This window comes from Chitinophaga varians (genome assembly GCF_012641275.1).
GTDB classification, from domain to species: domain Bacteria; phylum Bacteroidota; class Bacteroidia; order Chitinophagales; family Chitinophagaceae; genus Chitinophaga; species Chitinophaga varians_A.
Map to the genome: position 1 here is coordinate 2045862 of NZ_JABAIA010000002.1, position 25580 is coordinate 2071441.

The following is a 25580-nucleotide window of genomic DNA, read 5'->3' on the forward strand; positions in this document are numbered from 1 at the left end:
GCCTGGTAATAATTGTTAAAATGACAAATAATATTTAGTTTGTGCTGACTTTGCACCTTGCTTAAATCAGAAAGAATGCTGTATTATTTGAAATTCCACGTTACGAAAGCAAAAATTACCGTTTTATTCCTCCTTGTTCTCGCCTTGCCGAAAGTATACGCCCGGCAGGTCACCATTCAATCGCCCAATAAAAAAATTACGATATCACTGATCGGCGCCAACGGCGGAAAGACAGGCGAATGGTACCTGAAAGCCTCTTATAACGGTCCGCAGGGATTAACAGATGTTTTGCCCAAAATTGATCTGGGGCTGATCAGAAATGACCAGGACTTCTCCAGTGAGCTCAGGTTCATTAAAGCAGGCGTGCCCAGGATTGTCAATGAGCGCTATACGGCGCTTCATGGAAAAAAATCTGACTGCAGTAACAGCGCATACGAAACAGTGGTGTTTTTGGAAAGCCGCACCGGTGCTAAAATAAATGTCATTATCAGGGCCTACAACGATGGTGTTGCTTTCCGCTATGAGTTCCCGGAAAACAAGGGGACATTCACCCTGCTGGATGAACTCACTGCCTATTCAATCCCGGCGTCCTCCAAACGTTGGATGGAAAAATGGAATACGGCCAACGAGGGTTTTTATACGGAGGGTAGAGATGATAGTGTGCAGCAGGAATGGTGTTATCCGGCTCTATTTAATAACACCAACGGAGACTGTTGGTTTCTGTTGCATGAAGCAGATGTAAACCGCAATTATTGCGGATCGAAGCTGAGCAATAAGAAAGACAAGGCAAAGTATAAAATCACCTTTCCCGATGCACGTGACGGAAACGGTATTGGCGCATCACAGCCTGCTATCAGCCTGCCCTGGAAATCACCATGGAGAGTGGTGATAATCGGCAGCCTGGGAGATATCGTTCAGTCTACGCTGGTCGACGATGTCTCTCCTCCGTCTGTACTTACCAACACCTCATGGATAAAACCGGGTGTGGTGTCCTGGAATTACTGGTCCAGTAATCATGGTACAAAGGACTACCGGACCGTTACAAAGTTTGCAGACCTGGCTGCCTTCATGAACTGGGATTATACCTTGCTGGACTGGGAGTGGGATGCAATGGGCAATGGAGGAAACCTGGAAGACGCGGCCGCCTATATCAGATCACTGGGTGTAAAGCCGCTCATCTGGTACAACTCTGGCGGGAAACATACCGGCGTTCAGGCTACTCCGAGGGACCGGCTGTTGACGCATGAAAGCCGGATAGCGGAATTTACAAAGTTGAAGAAGCTGGGGTTTGCAGGTGTTAAGGTCGATTTTTTTGAAAGTGAAAAGCAGGACATGGTCCGGTATTACCTGGACATACTGGAAGACGCTGCCAGCTGTGAAATGATGGTATATTTTCATGGCTGCCTGGTGCCAAGAGGCTGGGCGAGGACCTATCCAAACCTGATGACCTATGAAGCTGTTCGTGGCGCTGAATGGTATAACAACGGCCCGGACTTTACCCCGGCAGCACCGGTGCACAACGCCATACTGCCATTTACAAGGAATGTGGTGGGCGCAATGGATTATACGCCGGTAACGTTTACCAACTCACAGTATCCGCATATCACATCGTACGGTCATGAACTGGCGTTAAGTGTACTGTTTGAATCCGGTTTCCAGCATATGGCGGACCGCCCGGAAGGATATATGGACTTGCCTGACAGGGCAAGGTCTTTCCTGAAGGAAGTGCCTGCGGCGTGGGATGATACCCGGCTGTTAAGCGGATATCCCGGGAAAAGCGCAATTATGGCGCGCCGTCATGGCGATCGCTGGTACATTGGTGGCATAAATGCGGTGTCAAATAACCTGAACACTAAAATTGACCTGGGATTTTTGCCTTCGGCCGGCAAATATAAACTGTTACTGATTGAAGACGGCAGTCATGACAAAGTCTTCCTGGAAAAGCAGGTATTGGTGGACAGCAGCAGCACTATCGATGTGCATATGCTTCCAAGAGGAGGGTTTGTGGCCGTATTAAAGCCCCAATAACCGGCCTCCCTGTCACCTGCTAAAATCCATACATAAATCGCTTAAATACCACTATAATCTGCCTGATATTATCACTACCTTCCGCCTAAATTCAACAGTGAATGGCGCCTGAATTATCGCCCCTTTCCAACGATGATATCTACTTGTTAACAGGGCTGGCACAGGGTGACGCTATGGTGTTTCGGCTGATATATCAATCCTATGAACGGAAGATATACAACATAGCTTTTTACTATACCGGTTCTGAAGAAGACGCGGAAGACATTGTACAGGACGTGTTTACGTCCCTCTGGCTGCGACGGGAGAAAATCGAACTAAAAGGGTCACTTGAAAACTATATCACCCGCTGCGCGAAATATACCGCCTTTTTTTATCTCAAAATGAGGCAAAAGAAAAAGCAGGCGACTGAAAACGCTGCTGTGCCCCGGCCGCTGGATGGCCCGGAAGAGCATATCCGCTACAAAGACATGCAGGCATATCTTCATAGCCTGCTCGCGTCCCTGTCACATAAAACAAGGGAAATTTTTTACCTCAGCCGCTATAACGGTCTTACCTATCCGGAGATAGCCAACAGGATGGAGATATCTGTCAAAACCGTGGAATATCATGTATCGCTCGCGCTTAGAAAGATAGCCACAGGAAAATTTTAAATTTTTTTTAACCCGGTTTAGGGTATGACCGGTGTTTTATACACTTATATACCGACGGCCTTTTCAAGAATAATGCTATGGCGCCCATAGACAGAGCTCTGCTGGAAAAATATTTTAATGGTGAATGTACTCCTGAAGAGGAAAGCATGGTGTACCGGTGGCTGGATGAGAACGATCTGGACGAATACCCCGATGTGCATAGTGAAAGGAAGTACGACAGGAAACAGCGGAAAGGATGGGAACAGTTGTCCGGCCTTGATGAAGGGCTCCGTGCGTTGCCTGCCCCGGGAAGTACCTATGCCTCCCGCGGAAGGTGGTGGGTGGCTGCTGCCATGTTGATTTTTTTAGCAGGAGGAGGCCTGCTGTATTTTAATTATTTCCGCGGTTATGAAAAAGAATATACCACTTCATTTGGCGAAATCAGGAGCTTTCGCCTGGCAGACGGCTCTACGGTAACGCTCAACGCATGTTCTGTATTAAAGGTCAGGCGTGGCTTCGGCCGCCAGCACCGCGACGTGCAGCTACAGGGCGAAGCCTGTTTCGATATTCACGGTCAACCGGGAAAAGCCTTTACCGTGCATACCGGCAAACTGGCTGTCACGGCGCTGGGAACAGCTTTTAATGTCACCGCTTTTACTGAAGATCCACAGACCATTGTATCGCTGGCCAATGGCAAAGTACTGGTAGCTAAAGGGGATACACCTGGCGTTATACTGGCACCCGGGGAAGAAGTGATATATACAGCACAGGAAAACCAGCTCAAAAAAGAGAAATTCGACTTCAGGAAACGGTTCGCCTGGAAACAGATGATTATTTATTTCGACAATGCCAATATCGACGAAGTCCTCACCAAACTGGAGCGGTTTTATGGAGTACAATTTGAAATCAGCCAATTGAAGTCGCGCCAATGGCGGCTTACGGGAGAATACAGTAATCCTGCGTTACAGGAAGTACTGGAAAGCCTGTCTTTTAATTATGACTTTAAATACAGGATGGAAGCAGGAAAAATCATTCTGTCAGAATTTTAAACCCAAATAAACAGATGTAATCACCGCATTTAAAAAATGCCGGTAATCTGACAGGACTACCGGCCTGTTCATGTAAAAATGCGTCATCGTGCGGAAAGTGGAGCCTCCGCGCACAGGCGACGTTTGCTTAAACAAAAACACGTTAAAAGTATGAAAAAAAGATCAACCAGGGTATTACTGTGGTGGGTTAGATGCCTTATTGTCTATTTCCTCGCAGAACTGTTAGCATTCAATATCTCGTCCGGGAGAAATGTAAATGCCCAAATGAACCACGTTATCACAGAAAACTTCCAAAACATCTCTGTAAGAAAATTATTCTCTGTTATCAACCAGCAAACAGCGGTCACTTTTGTATTCGATGCCAGCAGTATCAATCCTGATACGATGGTGCGCATCAACGCCCGCAGCCTGACGGCCAACAATATACTGGACAGCCTCGCAGAGAAGCTGAACTGGTCTTTCAAAAAGTCGGGCAATACCATCACGGTGAAAAGCAATCCACCCAAAGCCGGCGTGCAAAGCAGCGCACAACGGGCGCCGGCAGCCCCGGGCCAGCACAAAGGGGCACAGGCTGTTGCAGACACCTTTCACATCTCCGGTACGGTAAAAGACTCGCTCGGCACTCCGCTGGTAGGGGTAACTGTACAGGTGAAAGACATGCCCGGCGGAACAGTGACGGACAAAAACGGACATTATACCATCGCCAGCGCGCCTCATGCAATCCTGGTCTTTTCCTACATCGGATTCAATCGCCGCGAAACCACCGCAGGCGGCAGCAACCGCCTCGATGTTATGCTGAGCAGCGCCGCCAGTGGATTAAATGAAATCGTGGTGGTAGGATATGGAACAGAGAAAAGAGCCACGCTCGCAGGTTCTATTGCCACCGTCGCAGGAAAGGAAATAAAAGACCAGCCGGTAGCGAATCTCTCTAACGCCCTTGCGGGCAGATTGTCCGGCGTGCGTATCACACAATCCGGCGGTAAGCCGGGCATGGCCTCCGCCATCACCATACGCGCGGCAAGTACCTGGAACAATACTGATCCCCTGTACGTCATCGACGGCGTGGTACGCGACAAATTTGCCTTTGACGCGCTGGACCCCAGTGAAGTGGAGAACATCTCCATCTTAAAAGATGGTGCTTCTGCGGCGGTATACGGCTCCCGCGCGGCCAACGGCGTCATCCTCGTCACCACCCGGCAGGGCAGGGAAGGGAAAACAGCTATCTCGTACAGCGGTTCGGTAGGGGTGGAGAAGCCCATTCATATTCCGGACGTGCAGAATGCCTACCATCAGGCCATGACCATCAACGATGCGCTGCGTATAGACAACATCCCCACCAACGACGCCCGGTACTATTCTCCCGATGAACTGGAGTACTTTAAAACACATAACTGGAACTGGATAGATGAGGCCTGGAAAAATCCTGTGACTACCCGGCATTCGCTGTCGGTCAGCGGCGGTTCTGCCAGGGTGCGGTATTTTATGAACGGTACCTACTTCTATGCCACCGGCTCTTTTAATAAACTCGACTTTCGCAAGAACACCCTGCGGGCCAATGTGGAAGCTGATATCACCAGCAACCTCACCGCTTCCCTGAACGTAAGCATGGATGTAAGGAATGACCAAAAGCCTTACTGGCGCTACGACAACGATGGCGACAATATGGAAGATCTGTATAAAGCTTTCCTCTTCCGGACACAGACCGTACCACCGTATATCAACGGTAAACTGAACGGCACCTACGTGGAATGGTCGCCACTGGCGATCACAGAAGGCCAGACCGGCTATAACAAAAAGAAATTTACCAATTACAACACCATTGCCACGCTTCGCTATAAAATACCGGCGGTACCGGGCCTTGAACTGAAAGTGATGTTCAATAAATACTCCCGCACCAATTTCATCAAGCAGTTCAGTCTGCCTTATGAACTGTCCGTATTTAAACGCACAGGAGACCACAACCATATTGTCACCGATGAACCGGAGAGCGTGAAAGTGCGCAATGACGGTGAATTCCTGTACGAATCCTATGACAACCAGGAGGCTTATCAGCTGGATGGATATATTTCGTATAACCGTGCCTTCGGCGCTCATAAACTAAGCGCGTTGCTGGTGTACGAACAGGCAGAAAGCAATGGCAACAATTTCAACGGCCAGCGGAACAATTTTGTCTCGCCGTCTATCGATCAGCTGTTTGCCGGCAGCGCCGCCAGCCAGTTTGCCAATGGCAACGGATGGGAAGATGGCCGCGCTTCGTATATCGGCAGGCTCAATTACAACTACGCCGACAAATATATCCTGGAGGGAGCTTTCCGGTATGATGGCTCTGTGAAGTTCTCGCCTTCGAAACGTTGGGGCTTCTTCCCTTCGTTTTCCGCCGTATGGCGTATTTCAGAAGAGCCTTTCTTTAAAGACAATGTATCGTTTGTCAACGATCTTAAATTGAGGAGCACCATTGCGTTGATTGGGAATGATGCCGTTGGCGGCTGGCAGTGGATGCAACGGTACAATGTGGCCAACGGCGCTGTTTTCAGTGGTATTACCAGCGGTGTCACGCCCGGCTCTTTGTCGAACCCGGATATTACCTGGGAAAAATCCATATCGTGGAATGGCGGGCTGGACGCTTATCTGCTACAAGGCAAACTGAATTTTTCCGCTGATGTGTTCCGTACCCATACCTATGACATCCTGGGCGCACGGCAACAGAGCGTGCCCTCCACTTTTGGCGCCACGCTCCCTGCAGAAAATTATGGGGTGATCAATGCAAGGGGCTTTGAACTGTCAGCACGGTATAACGCCGCAGTGAATAATCATTTCAACTACTATGTGTCCGCCAATTTCGGATATGCCACCAACGAAGTGAAGGTGCAGGACGAACCGGCCAATCAACGTGCCTATAAGTCCGTTGTCGGTTACAACATGAACCGTATCTGGGGATATGAAGCCACCGGTATTATCCGTACGCAGGCAGACCTCGATGCATTGCCTGCCGGTTACACCATCTTCGGTCAGAAACCGGAGCTGGGCATGCTTAATTACCGGGATGTCCGCGGCGCGGTAGATGACAAGCCGGACGGAAAAATCGATGACAACGATGCGCAATACATCGCTAACTACAGCATCCCTCCCGTGAATTATGGCATAGCCCTGGGATGCACCTGGAAAGGGCTGGGGCTTGACCTGGTTTTCCAGGGACTGGCAGGTAGTAAAATAATGATCGATGCCCGCAACGCGCAGGCCAGAACGGAAGAAACAAATTTTGCTTACTGGAACGATCACTGGACACCTGAAAATCCCAATGCCGCACTGCCCCGGGTGGCCAGAAATGTAGCCGGTGAGGCTTCGTCCTTCTGGTTACGGAACGGCTCCTTTTTACGGTTAAAAAATGTAAACCTGTCGTATGATCTGCCGCGGTCTTTAATGAAAAAATACGGCCTCGCCGGCGTACGCCTGTTCTTCTCCGGCACCAATCTGTTGCTGCTGGAAGACCATGTAAAGGTCAGAGACCCGGAAGCGGCCAGCATGCGATCTTATCCGCTGATGAAGAACTACACCTTCGGCCTGAACATTACCTTATAACGTGAAAAGCAAAATAGTTATGAAATTCGGATATACTACGATATGCGCCTTGTTCTTGCTGGCTTGTTTCACCGGCTGCAGCAAGGTATTGGACAAAAAAGACCTGAGCGCTGTCAATGAGTCGGACATATGGAAAGACAACAAGCTGGCCACTGCTTATGTGAACCGCCTGTATGAAGATAACCTTCCCGGCTGGAACACTTCAGATGCCGGCACTTCAGATGAAGCGCCGGGAGGTGATGCCGTGATGTACGGTCAGCTGACCATCACTTCTTTCGACCTGTGGCCCTTTGATAAGATCAGGAACATTAACATCCTCCTGAAAAATATTGATGGAGGCACCCTGCCTGCCGCAACGAGGGACCTGTTGAAGGGACAGGCGTTCTTTTTCAGGGCGTGGCGTTATTTCCAGATGGTGCGATTGTACGGAGGGGTGCCGCTGATTCTCGAACCACAGCAGGTTACAGACAACCTGGCGGTGGCGAGGAATAAAACATCGGCCTGTATTGACCAGATGGTGGCAGACCTGGACAATGCCGCGAAGCTATTGCCTCCGTCGTGGACAGGCAGCGACATCGGGAGGATCACCCAGGGGGCCGCGCTGGCCTTGAAAGGAAGGATATTGCTGTACTATGCAAGCCCGCAATTCAATCCGGCCAATGACCCGGCAAGGTGGCAAAAAGCCTATGACGCGAACAAGTCGGCCAGAGAAGTGCTGGAAGCCGCAGGGGCGGGGCTGTACGATAAATTTGCCAACATATGGCTGGATGAAATGAACAAAGAGGTCGTTTTCGTAAACCGGTATTCCTACCCCGATAAGGTAAATGACTGGAATGCCGCTACCCGTCCGCTGAGTGAAGCGCAAAACAGTACCGGCGCCAATCATCCTACCCTTGAAATGGTCAATGCTTTTCCCATGAAAAGTGGCCTGCCCGTCACAGATCCCGCTGCAGGCTATGATGCCGTACATTACTGGCGAAACAGGGACCCGCGCTTTGCGGCGACCATCGCCTACAACGGATGTCCGTGGGAGCTGAGCGGAAAAGCGGGGAGGAGGCAATGGAACTATGTGGGCGCGGAAACACAATACCTTTCGGAAACAGGGTTTTATTGCAAGAAAGCGGTAGACGTCAGTTATTCGAAGTTCTTTACCTACAACAGCAGTACCGACTGGGTGGAAATACGTTTCGCCGAAGTGCTGATGAACCTCGCGGAGTGTGCCAACGAAACAGGTAAAACCAGCGAGGCGTACGAGATACTGAAGCTTATCCGCAAGCGCGCCGGCATAGAAGCCGGCGGGGACAACCTGTACGGCATGAAAGCCGGTATGACTGCGGAATCCATGAGAGAGGCCATCCGGCTGGAAAGAAAAATAGAGTTTGCCTATGAAGGAAAGCGCTACTGGGACCTGAGACGATGGAAACTGTTTGAACAGGAACTGAATGGAAAAGTAAGACATGGCCTCGTCATCACGTTATTGATACCACAGAACGAATTCAACAAAATACAGGACACCGTCAACCTCGATATCAGCTACGACAAGTACTTCAAAGACTCGCTGGTGGCGGTGGACAAAGTATTCAAAATAGACTTTAAACCTAACTACTATTTTTATCCCATCAACACCAAGCACCTGGAGTTGAATGGCAATCTTAAACAAACAAACGGATGGGATGGAGGTGCTTTTGATCCCCTGCAATAATTTTATGAAGATGAGATGGTTTTTTCTGATCTGTATGTTTTCCGGCCTTTTGGCGCAGGCACAGTCTGTGCCCTTGCAATGGGAACCTGTAGCGCCGGGTGTCTGGAAGGCAACCGTAGGGCAGCCTGACAAAGTGGACCTACTGACGACGGCAGGTGGCAGTCCCCGGAAAGAGGCGCTGCAAAAGCTCGGAGAGGCACCCTTTCCGCTGCCCCAGGCCGAGTGTAGCGCCGAAATAAAAGAAGGAAAGGTGTACCTGCGTTTTCCTTTGCAGGAGGAAGAACAATTGTTTGGACTGGGCCTGCAATTTAAAACGGTGAACCGCAGAGGGCAGATATTGAACCTGCATATGGACCACTATCAGGGGCGGGACGATGGCCGTTCACATGCGCCGGTGCCCTTTTACGTTTCCAGCAGTGGTTATGGCGTGCTGATAAACAGCGCCCGTTATATCACTGTATATGCCGGCACTGCCGTACGGGTCAACAGCCAGCATCCGCCGAGGGTATATGACCGGAACACGGAGCCTGACTGGAGCGCGCAGCCTTATTCCGATGCGGTGGAAATGCTGGTGCCGGCGGCTGGTACAGAGATATATGTTTTTGCCGGTAAAAATTCGATGGAAGCGGTACAACGGTATAACCTGTTCAATGGCGGCGGCGTGCTTCCTCCCAAGTGGGGCCTCGGCTTTACGCACCGTATGCCCACCCTCTCTACCGCAGCCCAGGTGAAAGCGGAAGCGACAGCGTTTAATGAACACGGTTTTCCACTGGATTTCATCGGGCTGGAACCCGGTTGGCAAACAAAAGCTTATCCCTGCACTTTTGAATGGGACAAGTCAAGGTTCCCCGATCCGGCTGCTTTTGTAAAAGAGATGCAGGCCAAAGGCATCCGGTTAAACTTATGGCTGAATCCTTATTTATCGCCGGCTTCCTCTTTGTATAGTGCCGCGAAGCCGTTGTCCGGTTCTCATACCGTATGGAACGGCCTCGTACCGGACCTTACTTTACCGGCGGCGCAACAGCTGTACAAAAATATCTTCAAAACACAGCACGTGGACATCGGTGTCTCCGGATACAAAATCGATGAAGTGGATGGCGTAGACAGCTGGTTGTGGCCGGACGTGGCCACATTCCCCTCCGGAACAACAGCCGAACAAATGCGGCAGGTATACGGGGTAATGATGCAGCGGCTTACCACCGGGTGGTTCAGAGAGAAAGGCGTACGGACATATGGACTGGTACGCGCCTCCAACGCCGGAGCATCCTCCTTTCCCTATGTGATCTATAACGACTATTACAACCATCGCGATTTTATCACCGCATTGTGTAACAGCAGTTTTATCGGAGTACTCTGGACGCCGGAGGTAAGGGCCTCCAAAACAGCAGAGGAGTGGTTGAGACGTATGCAGTCTGCCTGCTTTTCTCCCATGGCCATGCTTAATGCATGGGCTGATGGCACCAAACCCTGGAGTTTCCCTGAAGTGGAGAAACAGGTAAAAGACGTGGCATTACTGAGAATGCAGTTGTTCCCCTACCTCTACACAGTTTTCTCCCAATACTACCTGGAAGGTAAACCTCCGGTGAGGGCGATGAACCTGGTGGAGGGCTTCTCTTTTCAGCACCAGTCTCAGAAGGCCGCACTCGACGGAACAGAGAACCCTTACCGTATGGCGTTACGGGAAGATGTAAAAGACCAGTTTATGCTGGGAGATGATCTGTTGGTAGCACCTATGTTCACAGGGCAGACCACCAGGAAGGTGATACTGCCACAGGGCAAATGGTACGACTTCTACACCGGTGAATACGTTGGGAACGGTAATATTATCGAAGCAACACCGGGGCTGGATAAAATACCGCTGTATGTAAGAGACGGTGGCATTATTCCGATGATACCGCCGGTAACGCACACGCCGGCGCCTGATGAGCAGCTGCCGCTGGAAATCCGCCATTACGGCGAGGCGGAAAGTACCGCTGTGCTGTATGACGACGACGGACAATCGTACGACTACCAGCAAGGTAAGTATATGCAATACCGGCTGTCCGCAAAAAAGGACAAACATGCCAAATGGCAGGGGCAGGTAGTGATAGAAAACAAGCAGGGGCTAAAAGTGGCCTACAAAAATATCAAGTGGCGGTTTATGCTGCCTGAAAGCTCCGGCAGATAAACCGGTTGCTAAAAAACGGTAAAGGGAGGACTGCATGTTGCAACACGCAGCTCTCCCTTTTACCTTTGGAGCAGACGCGTTTTGTATGTATTTTGTAAATTTATTTATTATGTGAGGAATCCAAATAATTTTACTAAATTCGACCACTCAATATAACCATGTAACCCTTAACCATTTTTTTTCACCCTCAAATACCATTTACTATGGAATCCAAGACCTCCCAAACAACGGCCCAGTCCTATGGTGGCCAACAACCCGCAGATGCAAAAGTGGCAGTACAGCTGTGCTCATTGACGCTCGATACGAATATTGTCAATGACATTGGCACGCTCATGCCTGGTTGGAAAATAGTCTGGAACGGTAAGCCGACTATCGACGACAACTATGCATTTGTTGCGTTTAACGCTTCCGAAAAAAAGTATGCGCTGGTCATCCGTGGCTCAGTTGTCGACAAGTTTAGTGACTGGAACACTTTCGCAAACTGGATACTGGAAGACCTGAATGCGATTGTCATGCTGCACTGGCCCTATGCGCCCACTACCCAAAAGCCCCTGATTGCCGCAGGAGCCTATATTGCCTTCACCAACCTGCTCCTCATGGAAGATGCGCTGGGATCTGGTAAAAACGTTGGCGAATATCTCCTTACTCATGCAACAGGCGCGGGTAATAGCCTGATCATTGCCGGGCATAGCCTCGGAGGGAATATAGCCAATGTATATGCCTCCTATTTTGTGCAGATGCTGATAAACAGAAATATTTCCACCTCCAATATTTCGCTTTTCACGTTTGCTGCCCCGGCTGCCGGCAATGCTGATTTTGCACTGGACCTGGACAACAAACTGACTACAGCATGGCATTACGAGAACCAAAATGACATGGTGCCGAAATTCCCTGTTGTGACCGGGCTTGTGTACACCAGCAATACATTCGCGCCTAAAACACCGGATGCAAATAAGATTACCGTTACCCTAAATGCTAAAACAATCACTCTTAACGGCCCGAATACGACACTGCATGACGTTTATATGGCGATTGCAGGCATATTCGCGAAGAATGGCTACGTACAGCCAATAAAGAATAACTATATCATCTTCCCGACGGACCTGAACCCTAAACTTACCGAGAACAGCATCAAAGACTGGCTTGGCCAGGTGGCTCCTCAGCATGGGCTGGATTACTATGCTGCCTTCCTGGGTGCCAGGCTTCCGGTAATACAAAGTAAGCGGGTAACAGCAGAAGCGGTTATCTAAACAGATTGTCCTAACATATCAAAATAAAAAAGAGGTTGTCTCAACAGTAATTATATTACTTTGGGCAGCCTCTTTATGTATTGTTAACATCCGTGAAAAACTGGTTAACTTCTAACTATACCGCCTATACGGGTTGTCGTAATATTGCCTCGCATTCGGAAACGGTCACAACTACACGTTGTCCGGGCCATGCCAGCGATATATTTAAGACAATCATTCTCGAATAACCATGAACAACGGAAACAGCTCTTCGTAAAAGAGCACAACCCCTTTCTCAGGAATATATAAGGTAGCATTCATTCATATCAGGCATAGGCCTGTATGGTCTTTCCCATGTCAAATAATTTCACATTGTCAGTAGATGTCATCGGGATGAACGATTTGTTTTATTTATTATTTAAACATCAGAAGAATGAAAAAGCAAACATTCAAAAAGTTGAACCTGCGCAAAGTAGAGATTGCAAGCTTAAGTCCTGAAGGTCAGAGAAACCTGTGGGGTGGTACCGGTCCTGGTCCTGCCGGCGCTCCTACCGGCGGTGGGTATACAATTCCCGGTGCTCCGGTCCCTTTGCCCGGATCTCCCTGCGCGGCCACCAACGGTTATCCCTGTCAAATTACCAATGGCAATGTCGGTCCTTGTTGTCCTATTTGATCCACAACCGTGGAATTAACCCGCAAGCAAGTAACACTCCCCTGGAGTGTTGCTTGCTTCTTTGTTTTAATGATTAAACCGAAAATATATGAAACCCGGATTCCATACTATAGCACATCATTATGCCACTAATCTGGTGATTTACTTCCTGGGATTGCACGATATTCATATGGGACGTTTAGCAGTAAGGACTGCGTTGTATGAGAAAGAAACATTCCCGGAAATAGCTATACAGGACATCAGCAGCCAGTTACAGGAATGGGGCGTCCGCCATGAGCTGAAAACAGCTCCCTGTAATATCGCAACGGCTGTTGTTTTCCCAACCATGGCTGTTGTCCGGATACAGGAAAAGGAAGTGTTGGCTATTATAGAAAGGGTTGAAGGCCAACAGGTATACCTGGAATATTTTTCGGCAGATGCCACCACTTATGCAATCAGTGAATTAACTGTACTACAGTACCTGGACATCCGGGAGATTATTGTGGACAAAACATTTTGTGAAGCACGTGCGCAGGAAGATGCGTCTAAACAGGAAGCATACACGGACACCATTTTTGCGGTGGAAGATTTTTTGTCTGAGGAGGAATGTAGTTATATGATTGATTATTGTGAGCAGCATAACTTGTTCAGCAGAAGTATGACCGGGACGGCGGACGGCACCAGCGAAGTAACAGGAAACAGGACCAGCTATTCGGCGTTTATCACCACCTGCCGGCAGGATACCTTGTTTAAGGACATCATAGAACGGGCTGCCGACCTGATGGAAGTAGATACGACCCGCGTAGAAGATCTGCAGTGTGTGCGTTATGGAGAAGGGCAGTTGTACAAACCACATTTTGACTCTTTTGAAACAGGCCTGAAACGTAAGGCTACGCTATTGGTTTACCTGAACGATGATTACGAAGGAGGGGAAACGATATTTCCTGAAATAGGTTTTAGTATAAGCCCTAAGAAAGGTATGGCTCTGGCTTTTGTCAACCTGGATGAACAAAACAACGATCTGATCTATTCGCTGCACGGAGGAGCGCCGGTAACGGCCGGTGTCAAGTTCGCGTGTAATATATGGATTCACTTGTGATAAAAGCCATCTAACAAAAAAACCTTCAGAATCCTGAAGGTTTTTTTGTTAGATGTTAATGTACATAATAAAAGGATTTGCCTGGTCATTACCATCCGTGCGGACATGCAACCGTAAAAGGTCCGGTAGCGCATGTAGGAGGGCCGGCAGGAACGGCGGTCCTGGAAGTAGGGCTGGTAATGGGGCCGGTTGGACTGCCCGTCGGGCTGCCTGCGGGGCTGCCGGGAGCGGTAGGGGTGGCGTTACCGCCCAGCATTAATTGCGCTCGGTCGTCGCTTAGCTGAGCAATCTTGATCATTTTGAGGCTTAATTTTTTTACAGTCGTCTTTTTCATGGTAATGATGTTAAACTGTCGGGCGGATAAAGGGTTTACAAGAATTTTTGCATGGCTTGTATCTGGCGTCATGCGGATGCAAATATCCTGTGTTTGGGATGGATACATTTGATAGAAATTAGCTGATGCTGTACAGATTTTAGCCGACATGCGTTGAGAAAAAATCCAGGTCACCAAGGGTGATTGAAATGGAGAAAAAGAACCAGCGGATATAGCATATTAATAAAAAAATAATATTAATAATTGATATTTAGGTGTACATTTATTGTGTTTTGTTTGTTATTTAACTATTTAAGCAATTTTATTAGCCCTTTTCCTGTGCCAAAAATATTATACCTATGACTGTACGTTCCCTGTGTCGGCAGGTAATTAAAAATTTTTTCTGCCTTTTTCTATTGCTTTCCGCAGTTTTCGCCCATGCCCAGGTGGATTTGCCATCGGGCAAAGCCCAGGTCGATTTTCCGCTTTTTAATTATGATGATGGTGGCAAACTTTCCCTTTCTGTTGGATTGTTTTATACTGACGGTGATGGCGTAAAGGTCAATAAAATGGCCAGTACCGTTGGTCTGGGATGGGAGTTGAATGCCGGAGGAAGAATATCCCGTATTACAAAGGGAGAACCTGATGACCAGGTAGGCGGAACATTTGGTAATGAACTGTATGCCACCGGTAACCTTTATACACCCAATAACGGAACGCGTGGTGTTATGCCGTATGGAATGGGATGGGTGCCACTGGTACAGTACTCACTTGATTATTTTAAATACAGTGCGGATGTCATTGCAGACAGGGCACAGGATGAATTTGTATTCCAGTTTGGAGGCAGGACGGGCCGCTTTGTTATCAATACTTTGGGTGGAATTACGATCCTGGATGACTCCAGGCTGAAAATAGAAAGAGTGGACGAGGATATGACCGCGAACAATATTCTGACCCGGATCAGTAGTTTTGTTATTACGGATGAAACAGGAGTCAGGTATACTTTCAGCGATAAGGAGCTCGGTAAGATTATCTCCTATCAGACAAAAGGTAAGAAGCAGTTTTTCCTTGATCCCGCCCCTGCAAACATGCTTACTTATTTAAGCCGGCAACAATATAAGATCAGTAATTACTCTGTCGTTAATGGTTGGCTGCTGACGGAAATTTTTGATCCTTTCACCCAAAAGAAAATTAAGTTCTCCTACGACAGCTACAGTGTTGAATATCTTTTTGATATCGATGCAATGGTATCTGTTACCAGGCGTGATGACGGGTTGGACGATGTGACCGCTCTGAGAGCCGATTCCAGGGTGGCCGCTACGCTGAAGAGAATAACACAGGTAGAACTGCCTGACAATACAAAAATAAAGTTCACCTATTCCACGGCAGACAGGGCTGACCTTCCCGGCGCAAAAGCATTGGTGAAAATGGCGGTAGAAGACAATGACAAGGAAAAGTTCAGCTATCAGTTCAACTATAATTACTTTTCCCGCACCAATCTCCGTGATTTCACCTATAGCTTCCCTGCTGACGAAGTGGGAAATGCCCGTTTATGTTTGTCTTCCTTTCAGAAATCCGGTACTAATAACGTGAAAGACAATCCATACCGGTTTACATACTATTCAGGTTATCAGGGAGTGCCTCCGAGGTGCGGTGCGCGTTCTGACCACTGGGGGTATTATAACACTAACTTTGAACTGTGGGATACTGATATACATACCTATCAGAACCTGCAGGGCATTAGCCAGGCTTTCAGAAGAGTGATCGGACAATTGTCTGATATACAGTCCGGAACGCTGAAAAGCATACAGTATCCTAATGGCGGAAGTATGGAATATGAGTATGAAAGCAACACCTTCTTTGATAATACCAGAGAAATCAGGACCGGAGGCCTCAGGGTAAAAAAGGTCACATGGAAAGATGGCGTTGGCGTTAATCCGGATGTCAGCAAAGAATACAAGTATACAAGAGAAGATGGAAAGTCTTCCGCATGGGGCTACGTAGAGCCCAATTATACAAATACATCACTGACCAAGCTAGTCGTTCCGGTAAAAGGATCATTCACCGTCGGAGCGCTGAGCCGTGATCTCGCAGTGCCGGTATTACAGTCTGCATTTTACAACTATTCGCATTTTGATAACCCGCAGTTCAAAGGTCAGAGTGTAATGGCTTCCAATCTTGTCATGAGCCTGATCATGGTAGCGATCAGATACCTGATCGCTGATGCTTTTTTTCCATCGGAAATTGAAAAGGATATCTCTTCCCAAAATAATTCGAGTCTGCAGGCGAAGAAACTCAACCCGTTACCGGGTACCTATGCGAGAGTGACAGTGTTTGAAGGCACTGAGGCAGACAACAGGGGCAGGTCAGTGTATGAGTTCACAACGGACAAGGACTTTCCGATTCAGTATCCCCTTGGCGCATACTCCTCTCAGCAGAGGTATGTACCAGGTTTGTATGGCATGCTCAAGCGAAAGAAGGTATTTAATAAAAAAGGAGATATAGTAAAAGAAGTTTATAATAAATACGAAGCGTTTATAAAAGAAATCAGGGACAACCTTAACTATTCAGTTGATTTTAGCCCAACCAGAACGCTGGTAACCCCTTATAACTATCTGGGGCAATATTATAATTATGTAGGAGCCTTCAAAGATGAATACTATCCGCTTACAGGAAGATCAAAGCTGGTTTACAGCATTGAGAAGAACTATACAGATAACTCCCGGTTGATGGAATTCCGGACCGACTATCTTTATGATAACAACTATAATTTAAAGAAGGTTACAACAAAGACAAGTCTGAACGAGAAAATCGAAAAGAGAATCTATTATCCGTATGACTATAACGTTACCGGGACACTTAAATTACTGAAGGACAATAATGTACTGTCAGTGCCGATATCAACAGAATACTGGTTGATCAGTGAAGGAAAAGAAGATATGCTGACGGGTATGGAAACTGCGGAGATGACGCAGCTTGCTAATGGCGCTTTCAAGCCGGAAAAGATTTACCGTCTGGTCACTAAATCACCTGTGCCCAAAAGTATTATAGGAGAGTTTAAACCTGATGCCCTGATAAGAAACAGTAGCCTCATAAAGGAACAGGTCAGGTATGTCTACAACAATAATGGTGAACTGATATCGACTATAGCAGAAGACAGGATAGAAAGTAATATCTATGATGACAAAGGAAATACCATCATCGCAAAGGCCATGAATGCAGCTCCCGGTGAAATCGCATTTACCAGTTTTGAGAGAAATGCTGCCGGTAACTGGACCATTGCATCAGCCACCGGCAACTATATTGTAGACCTTCCTTCCCCCGGAGGAAATAGTTGTTTGAATCTTGCGGCGGTGTCGGCTGTTCGTAAATCACAGTTAAACAGCAGCAAAAAATATTCGCTTTCCTTCTGGTCACAGGGAGGCAATGTTTCTGTAACCGGCGGGACAATCGAAAATGATATGTCAGATGTAACGCGCGGTGGCTGGGTATTGAGAACTATGATCATTTCACAGGCTACAGATATTACCATTAGCGGAAGTGGGTATATAGATAATGTCAGGCTGGCACCAACAGACGCTGTAATGATTGCGCGTACCTACGACGAGAATAAAAATATTTCATCTGCTATCAATGAAAATAACGTGATTTCATATTATGAATATGATGAGCTGGGAAGAATTAAAAATATCATGGATGGAGACAGGAATATTATTAAATCCTATAACTACCAGTATAAAGTAACCCCCTGATTGTAAATTATCCTTATTCTACTGTGATATGAAAGCTATTCAATTGCTCAGAAGAGCTATTATAATACTTTTGATTTTTGCCGGGAAAATCAACCTGCAGGCGCAGTGTACAGAAGAACCGGCCTGCCTGGCCGGGACCACCGTCGACTTTGAAATTAGTTATGATCCTGCCGTTAGCAATATCAGCTGGTCCGTAAATGCGGGCGGGGAAATTGTTGGTGGTCAGAACCGGAAAATTGTAAACGTGAAATTTCCTACGGCAGGGTTTTACACGGTTTCTGTATATTATCTTAAGAATGGGGCGGAGAAAGGCGGCTGCTGGAATATCTGGGCCAGAAATCCTCTTTCTGGCGGTGTAATTTCTGCTAACAACGCTACGGTGCTGAAGGGAGATGTACTGGAATATTCCAGAATAACCAATACCACAGCAGGTTCTGGCGGGATAGGAGAGGACAGGGGGTATAAGACAGCATATCAGTGGCAGGAATCACCGGATGGTATAACGTGGACTGACGTAGGCGGTGCTGTCGGTATTGATTGTACAGGTAGCAGTATCTGTGAAGGGAGGGTCTATTTCAGAAGAAGAATATGGGATTTTTATGAAACAGCTTACTCCAACGTGGTCTATGTTGATGTTGTACCAGCACTGAATGCAGGAACGGTTTCTTCATCCCAGATAATCACCCCCGGCAGCGCACCGGCCCAGTTTCAGGGAACAGCTGCCAGCGGGGGCGCAAATGTTTATACTTATCAGTGGGAAAGTTCCGTCAACGGAATAAACTGGACCAGCATAGGCGGTGCTACCGGTACCGGCTACCAGGCTCCGGTCCTGAACGAAACAACTTATTTCAGAAGAAAGACTGTTTCTGATCAGTTATCAGGCTACTCCAATGTGTTGCAGGTAATCGCAACAGATGCAACCACTGTCAATAAACCGGTAAGCAACAACGTGACTGCGGTTGCCCCCGTAGTAGCTGTCAGGGATTATAGTGCGGTGAATACGGCAAACCTTAATAAGGTGACGAGCTTCACGCTCCTGCGGCCTGGTATCTTGACTGGCAGCCAGTTGGACGGCCTGACAGATCAGCGCGATTTTCAAAAGACTGTTAGCTATCTGGATGGTCTCGGAAGACCCATTGAAAGCATCGCCGTGAATGCCGGCAGTAATCAGAAAGACCTGGTGGGCGTAAACATGTACGATCAGTTTGGCAATCAGCCGGTGGAGCATTTGTCTTATCTTGCTGCCACCGACAATTCCAATAAAGGCAGTTTCAGGACCGATGTTGCTACCAGGCAACCGGAATATTACAATACGCTCACTAATAATCAGGAAGGCTATTTTTACCGGAAAACCACCCCTGAGGAATCTCCGCTCAGCCGCGCTGTGGAATCAGCCGATCCCGGCAAATCCTTCGCAGGAAATAACGTTAGCCGGGTCGTTACCACAAGGACAAGCCTTGAAACTGACAATGTGAGAATTTGGTCTATCGGGGAAAATGATGACGACAAGCCCGTGAGTACCGGAGTATATCCAACGGCCGCCCTGAACGTAAATATTGGTACAGACGAACATAATCTGAAAAACTATCAATATTATGACAGGCAGGGTAGGCTGGTTATGATGGCAGAACAGGCAGATGCAGACAACCCGGCTAATGAACTAAGAACATATTATGTTTACGCGGCATCAGGTGTGCTGAGATATATTATTACCCCGCTGGCTGTAAAATACTGCGCTACAAAAAATGAGTGGGGATTCGGAAACAGCGATGGAGAAAAGGCGTTAAAGGAGCTTTGCTATAAATATATTTATGACAGCAAAGGACGTGTCGTTTCAAAATGGATACCAGGGGCTCAGATGCCGGACCATATTGTTTACGATTCCCGTAGCCGGCCTGTGCTTTCACAGAATGCGCGTCTAAAGTCACGTGATGAATGGATGCTGCGTTTTTATGACGGACTGGACAGGATTGTCATGGTGGCTTTGTATAAGAACCCGACAGCCACGAGGGAAAGCCTGCAGAATATGGTAGACCAGACGGTGGCAAACAATGTGGGCATAACCTTTAATAATCCGCCTGCCACAGATTTGTATCTTGACAGGCGCGATAACAGCAGGATATATGAGGCTACGCAGACCATTACTTTTGTCACCGGATTTGAAAGTGTTTCGGGAGATGAATTTGAGGCAAAAATAAATCCTGCCGCTACAGCCAGGATGGAAACCATTACTGTCAATAATCCGGTACCAGGGATCACGGGGTATGACCCCCAGGCCATTTACTACTATGACCGCTATCAATGGACCGAAGCCCGGCCGTTTGATAATTCATTTAAACTGGAACCAGGAACAAACCCCTATCCGGTACCGGTTAAGGCATCTTCACAGGTCTTCGGAAAAGCTACCGGCACGAAAATAAAAGTATCGGGGAAAAATCAATGGCTGTCCACTACGGTATTCTATGATGAAAAGGGACGGATAATACAGTCTCAGGCGGATAATATTTCAGGAGGTGTGGATATGACAACACTTCAGTATGATTTCAGCGGAAATGTTTTATCATATTACCAGTCCATCAGGAATCCCCGCAGTACAGGATCTCCGCTGGTGCGTATGCAAATCAGCTATGCGTACGATGTAAACGGAAATGTTACACAAACAAATCATACCCTGTTTGATAATAACACTGCTGTGACCAAACAGCTCAGTACCTGTACCTATGATGAGCTGGGACGGCTTAAAACAAAACAGCTGTCCAACCTTGAAACGCTTTCCTTCAATTATAACCTGAATGGCCAGTTAACAGGAATCAACAGCGACTATGCGAAAAATAAGGCGGCCGGAAATTATTTCGGTATGGAGCTGTTTTATGAAACCGGATTTAGCCGTAAAAGCCTGAAAGGAACGCTGGCAGGAGTGTCATGGAGAAGGACCGGTAACCCTGATGAATGGCATGCCTATGGTTATACCTATGATAATGCCGGCAGGTTCAGCCGTGCTGACTATAGCCAGAACACGTCCGGCAACTGGAATAACGGAACCGCAGATTATACGTCCGGCGTCCTGCAATACGATGAGAACGGAAATATCAAGAAGATGCGGCAACTGGGAATGCTTACCGGAAACGTTAAGACGACTATAGACGACCTCACCTACACCAATGACAATAACGAATGGAGCAATACCCTGAAAGGCGTTACAGATATACAGGGAGATAAACACCTCGGTGACTTTAAAAATTATAATGGAAGAACAGGAAACGATGATTATTCATATGATGTTGCCGGCAGCCTTATTAAGGATAAGAACCGGGGTATCACCATTGTCAACAATTTCCTGACAGGAAAACCAGATAAAATTAGTATTGACAAAAATCCTGATCAATCAATTGAATACCTATATGATGTAGCCGGGAATACCCTTAGCCGGACAGTGAAGGATGGAGCTAACTCCATTGAATATACCTATATCAGTGGACTGCTGTATAAAAATAACGAGCTGGTATATATCCCACAGCCGGAAGGCAGGATAAGGAAAAACGCCAGCGGTAGCCCGGTATATGATTTCTTTATCACGGACTACCTGGGCAATGTCAGAACAGTAATAACAGACGAAACCAGCCAGCTTTATTACAGGGCTTCTCATGAAGACAACCCACAGCCGGTACCTGCAGTGCCTGAAAGAGAAGCCTTCAGCTTTCCGGAAAATATTGATGTCATTCCTCCGGGACATAAATTCTATAATTATAATGGCGTTTCCAACAAAAAATACGTAAGGCTCAACAGCAACGAAGCCGGCCGTAAGATTGGAACAGGAAAGGTTTTACGGGTAATGGCCGGCGATATGGTGGAAGTAGGTGTGCTCTCATGGTATCAGCAAAATTCGCCTGCCAACAATACCCCCTCTTCGTTACCGGCTGATATAGTTAATCAGCTCATAAATGCGTTGCTAGGACCAGCCAGTACTGTGCCAAATGGTAAGGGTAATCTTCTACAGAGCAATGCCAGCGGACTTATTCTTAATAGAGACGAGTTTAATACCTACGTTAACAATACGCAGTCAGAAAATCTGCCATCTGCTGTCCCTAAAGCATATCTCAATTATGTACTCTTCGATGACAATTTTAAAATGGTTAACGGTGGCGTGGCCCGGGTGCAACAACCTAATGAGGTTTCACCGCTGACAGGACAGATGAACGTCACCAAAAATGGTTTTCTGTATGTGTACATCAGTAATGAAAGTCCCACAGACGTATTCTTTGATGACCTGGTAGTAAAACACACAACCGGGCATCTATTGCAGGAAGACAGTTATTATCCGTTTGGACTGCAGATGACGGGGCTTAGCAGCAGGGCGCTTAACAGGCCCCAGAACAATTTGTTATTTAACGGTATCGAAAAAACAGATGAATTTGATCTGGGCTTATATAATGCCTTCTACAGGACAATGGACCCGCAAATTGGCCGTTGGTGGCAGGTGGACCCGGAAAATCAGCAGTATTATAATTTATCTCCCTATAATGTTAACGTAAATAATCCGGTAAACTTTGCTGATCCGCTGGGGAACAGTGTAACAGACTGGTTCGGACGCTTCGGGGCTTTAATATGGAAAGATAGCGAAGCCTCATCCATGGTGATCAACGGGCAGATTTTCACCAATATGGGTAAAGATCTTATCGTAAAGGTAGGAGGTTATACCTATGTTTATTTCGGGGAAAAACTCATCAGTATCAATGGTGAGAATATGATCAATTCCGGTCACCAGTTTGTTGAATTTGTGTCAAAACTGGGTACCAGTGCGCTGAGCGATTTAACCAGATCAATCTATAACCAGAAAGTTAATCGTGAATCTTCTTTTGCAAGAGGACTGACAGGCAACGGTGTTTTAAGCGATGAAACATTAGACAGGTTCAGAAAGGAGGCCAACAGAGAATCGTTGTCTGCTCTTAAAACTGCATGGGCCAAGGAGTTGTCGGGGACCGACCCCGCTTCTATAAATTATATGATTAATCCGTTTGCCAGGGCCAACTTTTTATCGACACGAGCACTGGCGGCTACTTCCAACGAAGAAGCGCTGGGGTTGATTTCAGCTACGGCCGTTGATGTGGCCACACAGTGGCTGTTCGGAATGGAAGGTATCCGGCCCAGGAATTTCAAACCGGGGCTTTCTTTCAGCACGGCGGAGATGCCTAAGGTCAATAATTCGATTATTGTCGGTGATGGTGGGAATTATGTAACCCGAATGAAATATGTGAGAGACATTTATGAGCATGAAACGCTGTCAGATATAGTACAGTCAGCAGTTGACAGAACAAACGGTACAGGACTGGAACATGCTGTTGTGAGATTAGGGCCTAACAGCCCCTTTCCCGGTCTGAAAGTGATGGTAAGCGGCGGAACACATGGTATCGAGTTTGCACCGGGAGAAATTACTACCCTGTTTGGGCATACACATCCGACTGTAACAGGAGCGAGTGCTGCAGATTTTAGGGCCCTACAGCAGCTAAATCAAAGTAAACAGTATATTTTTGAGGGATTAACCGGAGAAAAGTTATTAATAAGAAAACCATAGCTATGGCAATTATATTTGAAAATGAAAGTACCTGCCCCTTATGCGGGCAGGTACTGAATAAAGAGAAACCTTATTTTCTGCTGCCACCGCTTATCGGGAATGTGAAAGACCCCTTGTTTATTTTCAGTGACAGCGGCATACACGTTGAGTGCTTTGAGAAGAGCCCTTTAAAGGAAACCGTATTGTACCATCTGGACATCTATGATAAGAGGCTACCTGTAACGGCACTCAAATGTGACGTTGACGGTGCTTTAATCACTGACTTGCGGAAGGCGCTGCTCTTTGGGCTATTGACATCTGATCCTGCTGAACCGCTGTACCATTTTAATTATACGGTACTCAATATTGATAATGTGAACAAATGGGAAAAGAAGGATGCGTTTCTGAAGACTGCATCCGGCTTTTTACAGCAGGGAAAGTGGGAAAGCCTCGCCGGTCCTGGCTTGCTTCGTAACCTGGTGGATAAGATTAATCAGGCTTCCCGCGCATAGGCGGTTTATTTTTGCGCTCATATTGATAGTAATAAGATAAATTTAAATATTAGCAGGCGTAATCCTTACTTTTAGGCTGATAACTTCATTAGCCCATGAATGTAATGCTGTCTGGTGTAGATGTATTGTTGGCTGATGCTCCGCATTGGAAAACCAGCCGTATCGGCCTGGTGACTAACCATGCTGCCTGCACGGCGGATTTCCAGCCTGCGCGACAGGCCTTGCTGGCAGCGGGTTTTAATATTACCCGGTTGTTTTCTCCGGAACATGGTTTGGACACCATCGGGGTGGACGGTGCAGCAATGAAAGACGGGACCGATCCGTTGACTGGCCTGCCGGTGACAAGTCTGTACGGCGGCAAGTTGGCGCCTGATGAACAAGACCTGGCGGAGGTGGACCTGGTACTGTTTGATATCCCGGATATCGGCTGCCGTTTTTATACTTATCTGTGGACGATGACCCATGTCATGGAAGCCTGTGCGCTTCATGGGAAGCACCTGGTGATCGCCGACCGGCCTAATCCTTTGTCCGGCCGGCTGGACCTCGCCGAGGGACCATTGCTGGACGAACGCCATTGCAGCAGCTTCATCGGAAGGTGGAACATGCCGCTCAGGCACAGCTGTACGCTGGGCGAACTGGCGCTGTATTTCAAGGCAACAGCCGGCAGCAGTATATTACAGACAAATGCATTCCGAATGGAGGTGGTCCGTTGCGCCAACTGGCAACGGACAATGTTCTACCCCCAATGGCGGCATTCTTTTGTGCCTACATCCCCGGCCATCCCCTGTTTTGAATCCGCATTGCTATATCCGGGCCTTGGCCTGCTGGAGGCGACCAACATCAGCGAAGGAAGAGGCACGGCGACCCCGTTTCGCATCGCGGGAGCGCCCTGGATGGATGGCGCCGGCGTTGCAGCGCGGATAAATACGGCGCATCCTGGCGGCGTTTATGCCCGGCCGGTAACATTCAAGCCCACAGAAGGAAAATATGCCGGGCAAAAGTGCGATGGGGTTATGCTTCATGTGCAGGACCCGTCGGTTTTCAGGCCGGTCCGCTATGGATGGCTGCTGCTCTGTCTCATTAAAAAACTTCATCCCGGCTTTTTTGCGTGGGCTTCCTATCCCACCTATGTCAATCACACCGGCGCCCGGCATCTTGATCTGCTGACCGGGGTGCAGGAGGCAGAATCTTTAGTAGCGGTAACAGGTGATAACATCGATGACATCAGCCGCTATACCGGCGCCGGAGACTGGCCAGCACGGGTTGCCCCGTATTTATTGTATTAGCCTTTACCGCCACGGGAAATTTTATCTTGTTA

General features: G+C 47.7%; 14 protein-coding genes. 13 read left to right on the forward strand and 1 reads right to left on the reverse strand.

The window, feature by feature from the left end; all coding sequences use genetic code 11:
- Positions 1–75 precede the first annotated feature (75 nt).
- The 9 genes from HGH92_RS23025 to HGH92_RS23065 all read left to right on the forward strand — a co-directional run bounded on the left by HGH92_RS23025 (position 76) and on the right by HGH92_RS23065 (position 14134).
- The gene (locus tag HGH92_RS23025; protein ID WP_168873084.1) at positions 76–2028 is read left to right on the forward strand and encodes a glycoside hydrolase family 97 protein; all 1953 of its coding nucleotides are present in this window, start codon (positions 76–78) and stop codon (positions 2026–2028) included.
- A 101-nt stretch (positions 2029–2129) separates the two neighbouring features.
- Positions 2130–2678, forward strand: coding sequence for an RNA polymerase sigma-70 factor (locus HGH92_RS23030; RefSeq protein ID WP_168873085.1), 549 nt, complete (start codon positions 2130–2132; stop codon positions 2676–2678).
- 77 nt (positions 2679–2755) lie between these two features.
- Entirely contained in the window at positions 2756–3706 is a 951-nt protein-coding gene (locus HGH92_RS23035; protein ID WP_168873086.1) for a FecR family protein, read from the forward strand.
- 150 nt (positions 3707–3856) lie between these two features.
- Positions 3857–7285, forward strand: a complete 3429-nt coding sequence (locus HGH92_RS23040) for a TonB-dependent receptor (RefSeq protein WP_168873087.1) — start codon at positions 3857–3859, stop codon at positions 7283–7285.
- A gap of 19 nt (positions 7286–7304) precedes the next feature.
- The gene (locus HGH92_RS23045; protein ID WP_168873088.1) at positions 7305–8987 is read left to right on the forward strand and encodes a RagB/SusD family nutrient uptake outer membrane protein; all 1683 of its coding nucleotides are present in this window, start codon (positions 7305–7307) and stop codon (positions 8985–8987) included.
- 10 nt (positions 8988–8997) lie between these two features.
- Positions 8998–11154, forward strand: a complete 2157-nt coding sequence (locus tag HGH92_RS23050; RefSeq protein ID WP_247654999.1) for a TIM-barrel domain-containing protein — start codon at positions 8998–9000, stop codon at positions 11152–11154.
- A gap of 203 nt (positions 11155–11357) precedes the next feature.
- Positions 11358–12404, forward strand: a complete 1047-nt coding sequence (locus HGH92_RS23055; protein WP_168873090.1) for a lipase family protein — start codon at positions 11358–11360, stop codon at positions 12402–12404.
- 412 nt (positions 12405–12816) lie between these two features.
- Entirely contained in the window at positions 12817–13056 is a 240-nt protein-coding gene (locus tag HGH92_RS23060) for a class I lanthipeptide (protein WP_168873091.1), read from the forward strand.
- An 88-nt stretch (positions 13057–13144) separates the two neighbouring features.
- Positions 13145–14134 (forward strand): prolyl hydroxylase family protein, encoded by a 990-nt coding sequence (locus HGH92_RS23065; protein ID WP_168873092.1) that lies wholly within the window; start codon positions 13145–13147, stop codon positions 14132–14134.
- A gap of 88 nt (positions 14135–14222) precedes the next feature.
- On the opposite strand, the gene HGH92_RS23070 is transcribed toward HGH92_RS23065, so the two are convergent.
- Positions 14223–14468, reverse strand: a complete 246-nt coding sequence (locus HGH92_RS23070) for a hypothetical protein (protein WP_168873093.1) — start codon at positions 14466–14468, stop codon at positions 14223–14225.
- A 338-nt stretch (positions 14469–14806) separates the two neighbouring features.
- On the opposite strand from HGH92_RS23070, the gene HGH92_RS23075 reads away from it, so the two are divergent.
- From HGH92_RS23075 to HGH92_RS23090, 4 genes are all read left to right on the forward strand, one after another.
- Positions 14807–18199, forward strand: a complete 3393-nt coding sequence (locus HGH92_RS23075) for a hypothetical protein (protein ID WP_168873094.1) — start codon at positions 14807–14809, stop codon at positions 18197–18199.
- A 28-nt stretch (positions 18200–18227) separates the two neighbouring features.
- The gene (locus HGH92_RS23080; protein ID WP_168873095.1) at positions 18228–23771 is read left to right on the forward strand and encodes a DUF6443 domain-containing protein; all 5544 of its coding nucleotides are present in this window, start codon (positions 18228–18230) and stop codon (positions 23769–23771) included.
- A 2-nt stretch (positions 23772–23773) separates the two neighbouring features.
- On the forward strand, positions 23774–24262 hold the full coding sequence (locus HGH92_RS23085) for a hypothetical protein (protein WP_168873096.1): 489 nt from the start codon (positions 23774–23776) through the stop codon (positions 24260–24262).
- 95 nt (positions 24263–24357) lie between these two features.
- Positions 24358–25548: an exo-beta-N-acetylmuramidase NamZ domain-containing protein gene (locus HGH92_RS23090; RefSeq protein WP_168873097.1), complete on the forward strand. Its 1191-nt coding sequence runs from the start codon at positions 24358–24360 to the stop codon at positions 25546–25548.
- The last annotated feature ends 32 nt before the right edge of the window (positions 25549–25580 follow it).

Excerpts from the sequence above, each read along its gene's own strand:
- HGH92_RS23025 (WP_168873084.1), top strand. The coding sequence starts at position 76 with ATGCTGTATTATTTGAAATTCCACGTTACGAAAGCAAAAATTACCGTT.
- HGH92_RS23030 (WP_168873085.1), top strand. The coding sequence starts at position 2,130 with ATGGCGCCTGAATTATCGCCCCTTTCCAACGATGATATCTACTTGTTA.
- HGH92_RS23035 (WP_168873086.1), top strand. The coding sequence starts at position 2,756 with ATGGCGCCCATAGACAGAGCTCTGCTGGAAAAATATTTTAATGGTGAA.
- HGH92_RS23040 (WP_168873087.1), top strand. The coding sequence starts at position 3,857 with ATGAAAAAAAGATCAACCAGGGTATTACTGTGGTGGGTTAGATGCCTT.
- HGH92_RS23045 (WP_168873088.1), top strand. The coding sequence starts at position 7,305 with ATGAAATTCGGATATACTACGATATGCGCCTTGTTCTTGCTGGCTTGT.
- HGH92_RS23050 (WP_247654999.1), top strand. The coding sequence starts at position 8,998 with ATGAGATGGTTTTTTCTGATCTGTATGTTTTCCGGCCTTTTGGCGCAG.
- HGH92_RS23055 (WP_168873090.1), top strand. The coding sequence starts at position 11,358 with ATGGAATCCAAGACCTCCCAAACAACGGCCCAGTCCTATGGTGGCCAA.
- HGH92_RS23060 (WP_168873091.1), top strand. The coding sequence starts at position 12,817 with ATGAAAAAGCAAACATTCAAAAAGTTGAACCTGCGCAAAGTAGAGATT.
- HGH92_RS23065 (WP_168873092.1), top strand. The coding sequence starts at position 13,145 with ATGAAACCCGGATTCCATACTATAGCACATCATTATGCCACTAATCTG.
- HGH92_RS23070 (WP_168873093.1), bottom strand. The coding sequence starts at position 14,468 with ATGAAAAAGACGACTGTAAAAAAATTAAGCCTCAAAATGATCAAGATT.
- HGH92_RS23075 (WP_168873094.1), top strand. The coding sequence starts at position 14,807 with ATGACTGTACGTTCCCTGTGTCGGCAGGTAATTAAAAATTTTTTCTGC.
- HGH92_RS23080 (WP_168873095.1), top strand. The coding sequence starts at position 18,228 with ATGAAAGCTATTCAATTGCTCAGAAGAGCTATTATAATACTTTTGATT.
- HGH92_RS23085 (WP_168873096.1), top strand. The coding sequence starts at position 23,774 with ATGGCAATTATATTTGAAAATGAAAGTACCTGCCCCTTATGCGGGCAG.
- HGH92_RS23090 (WP_168873097.1), top strand. The coding sequence starts at position 24,358 with ATGAATGTAATGCTGTCTGGTGTAGATGTATTGTTGGCTGATGCTCCG.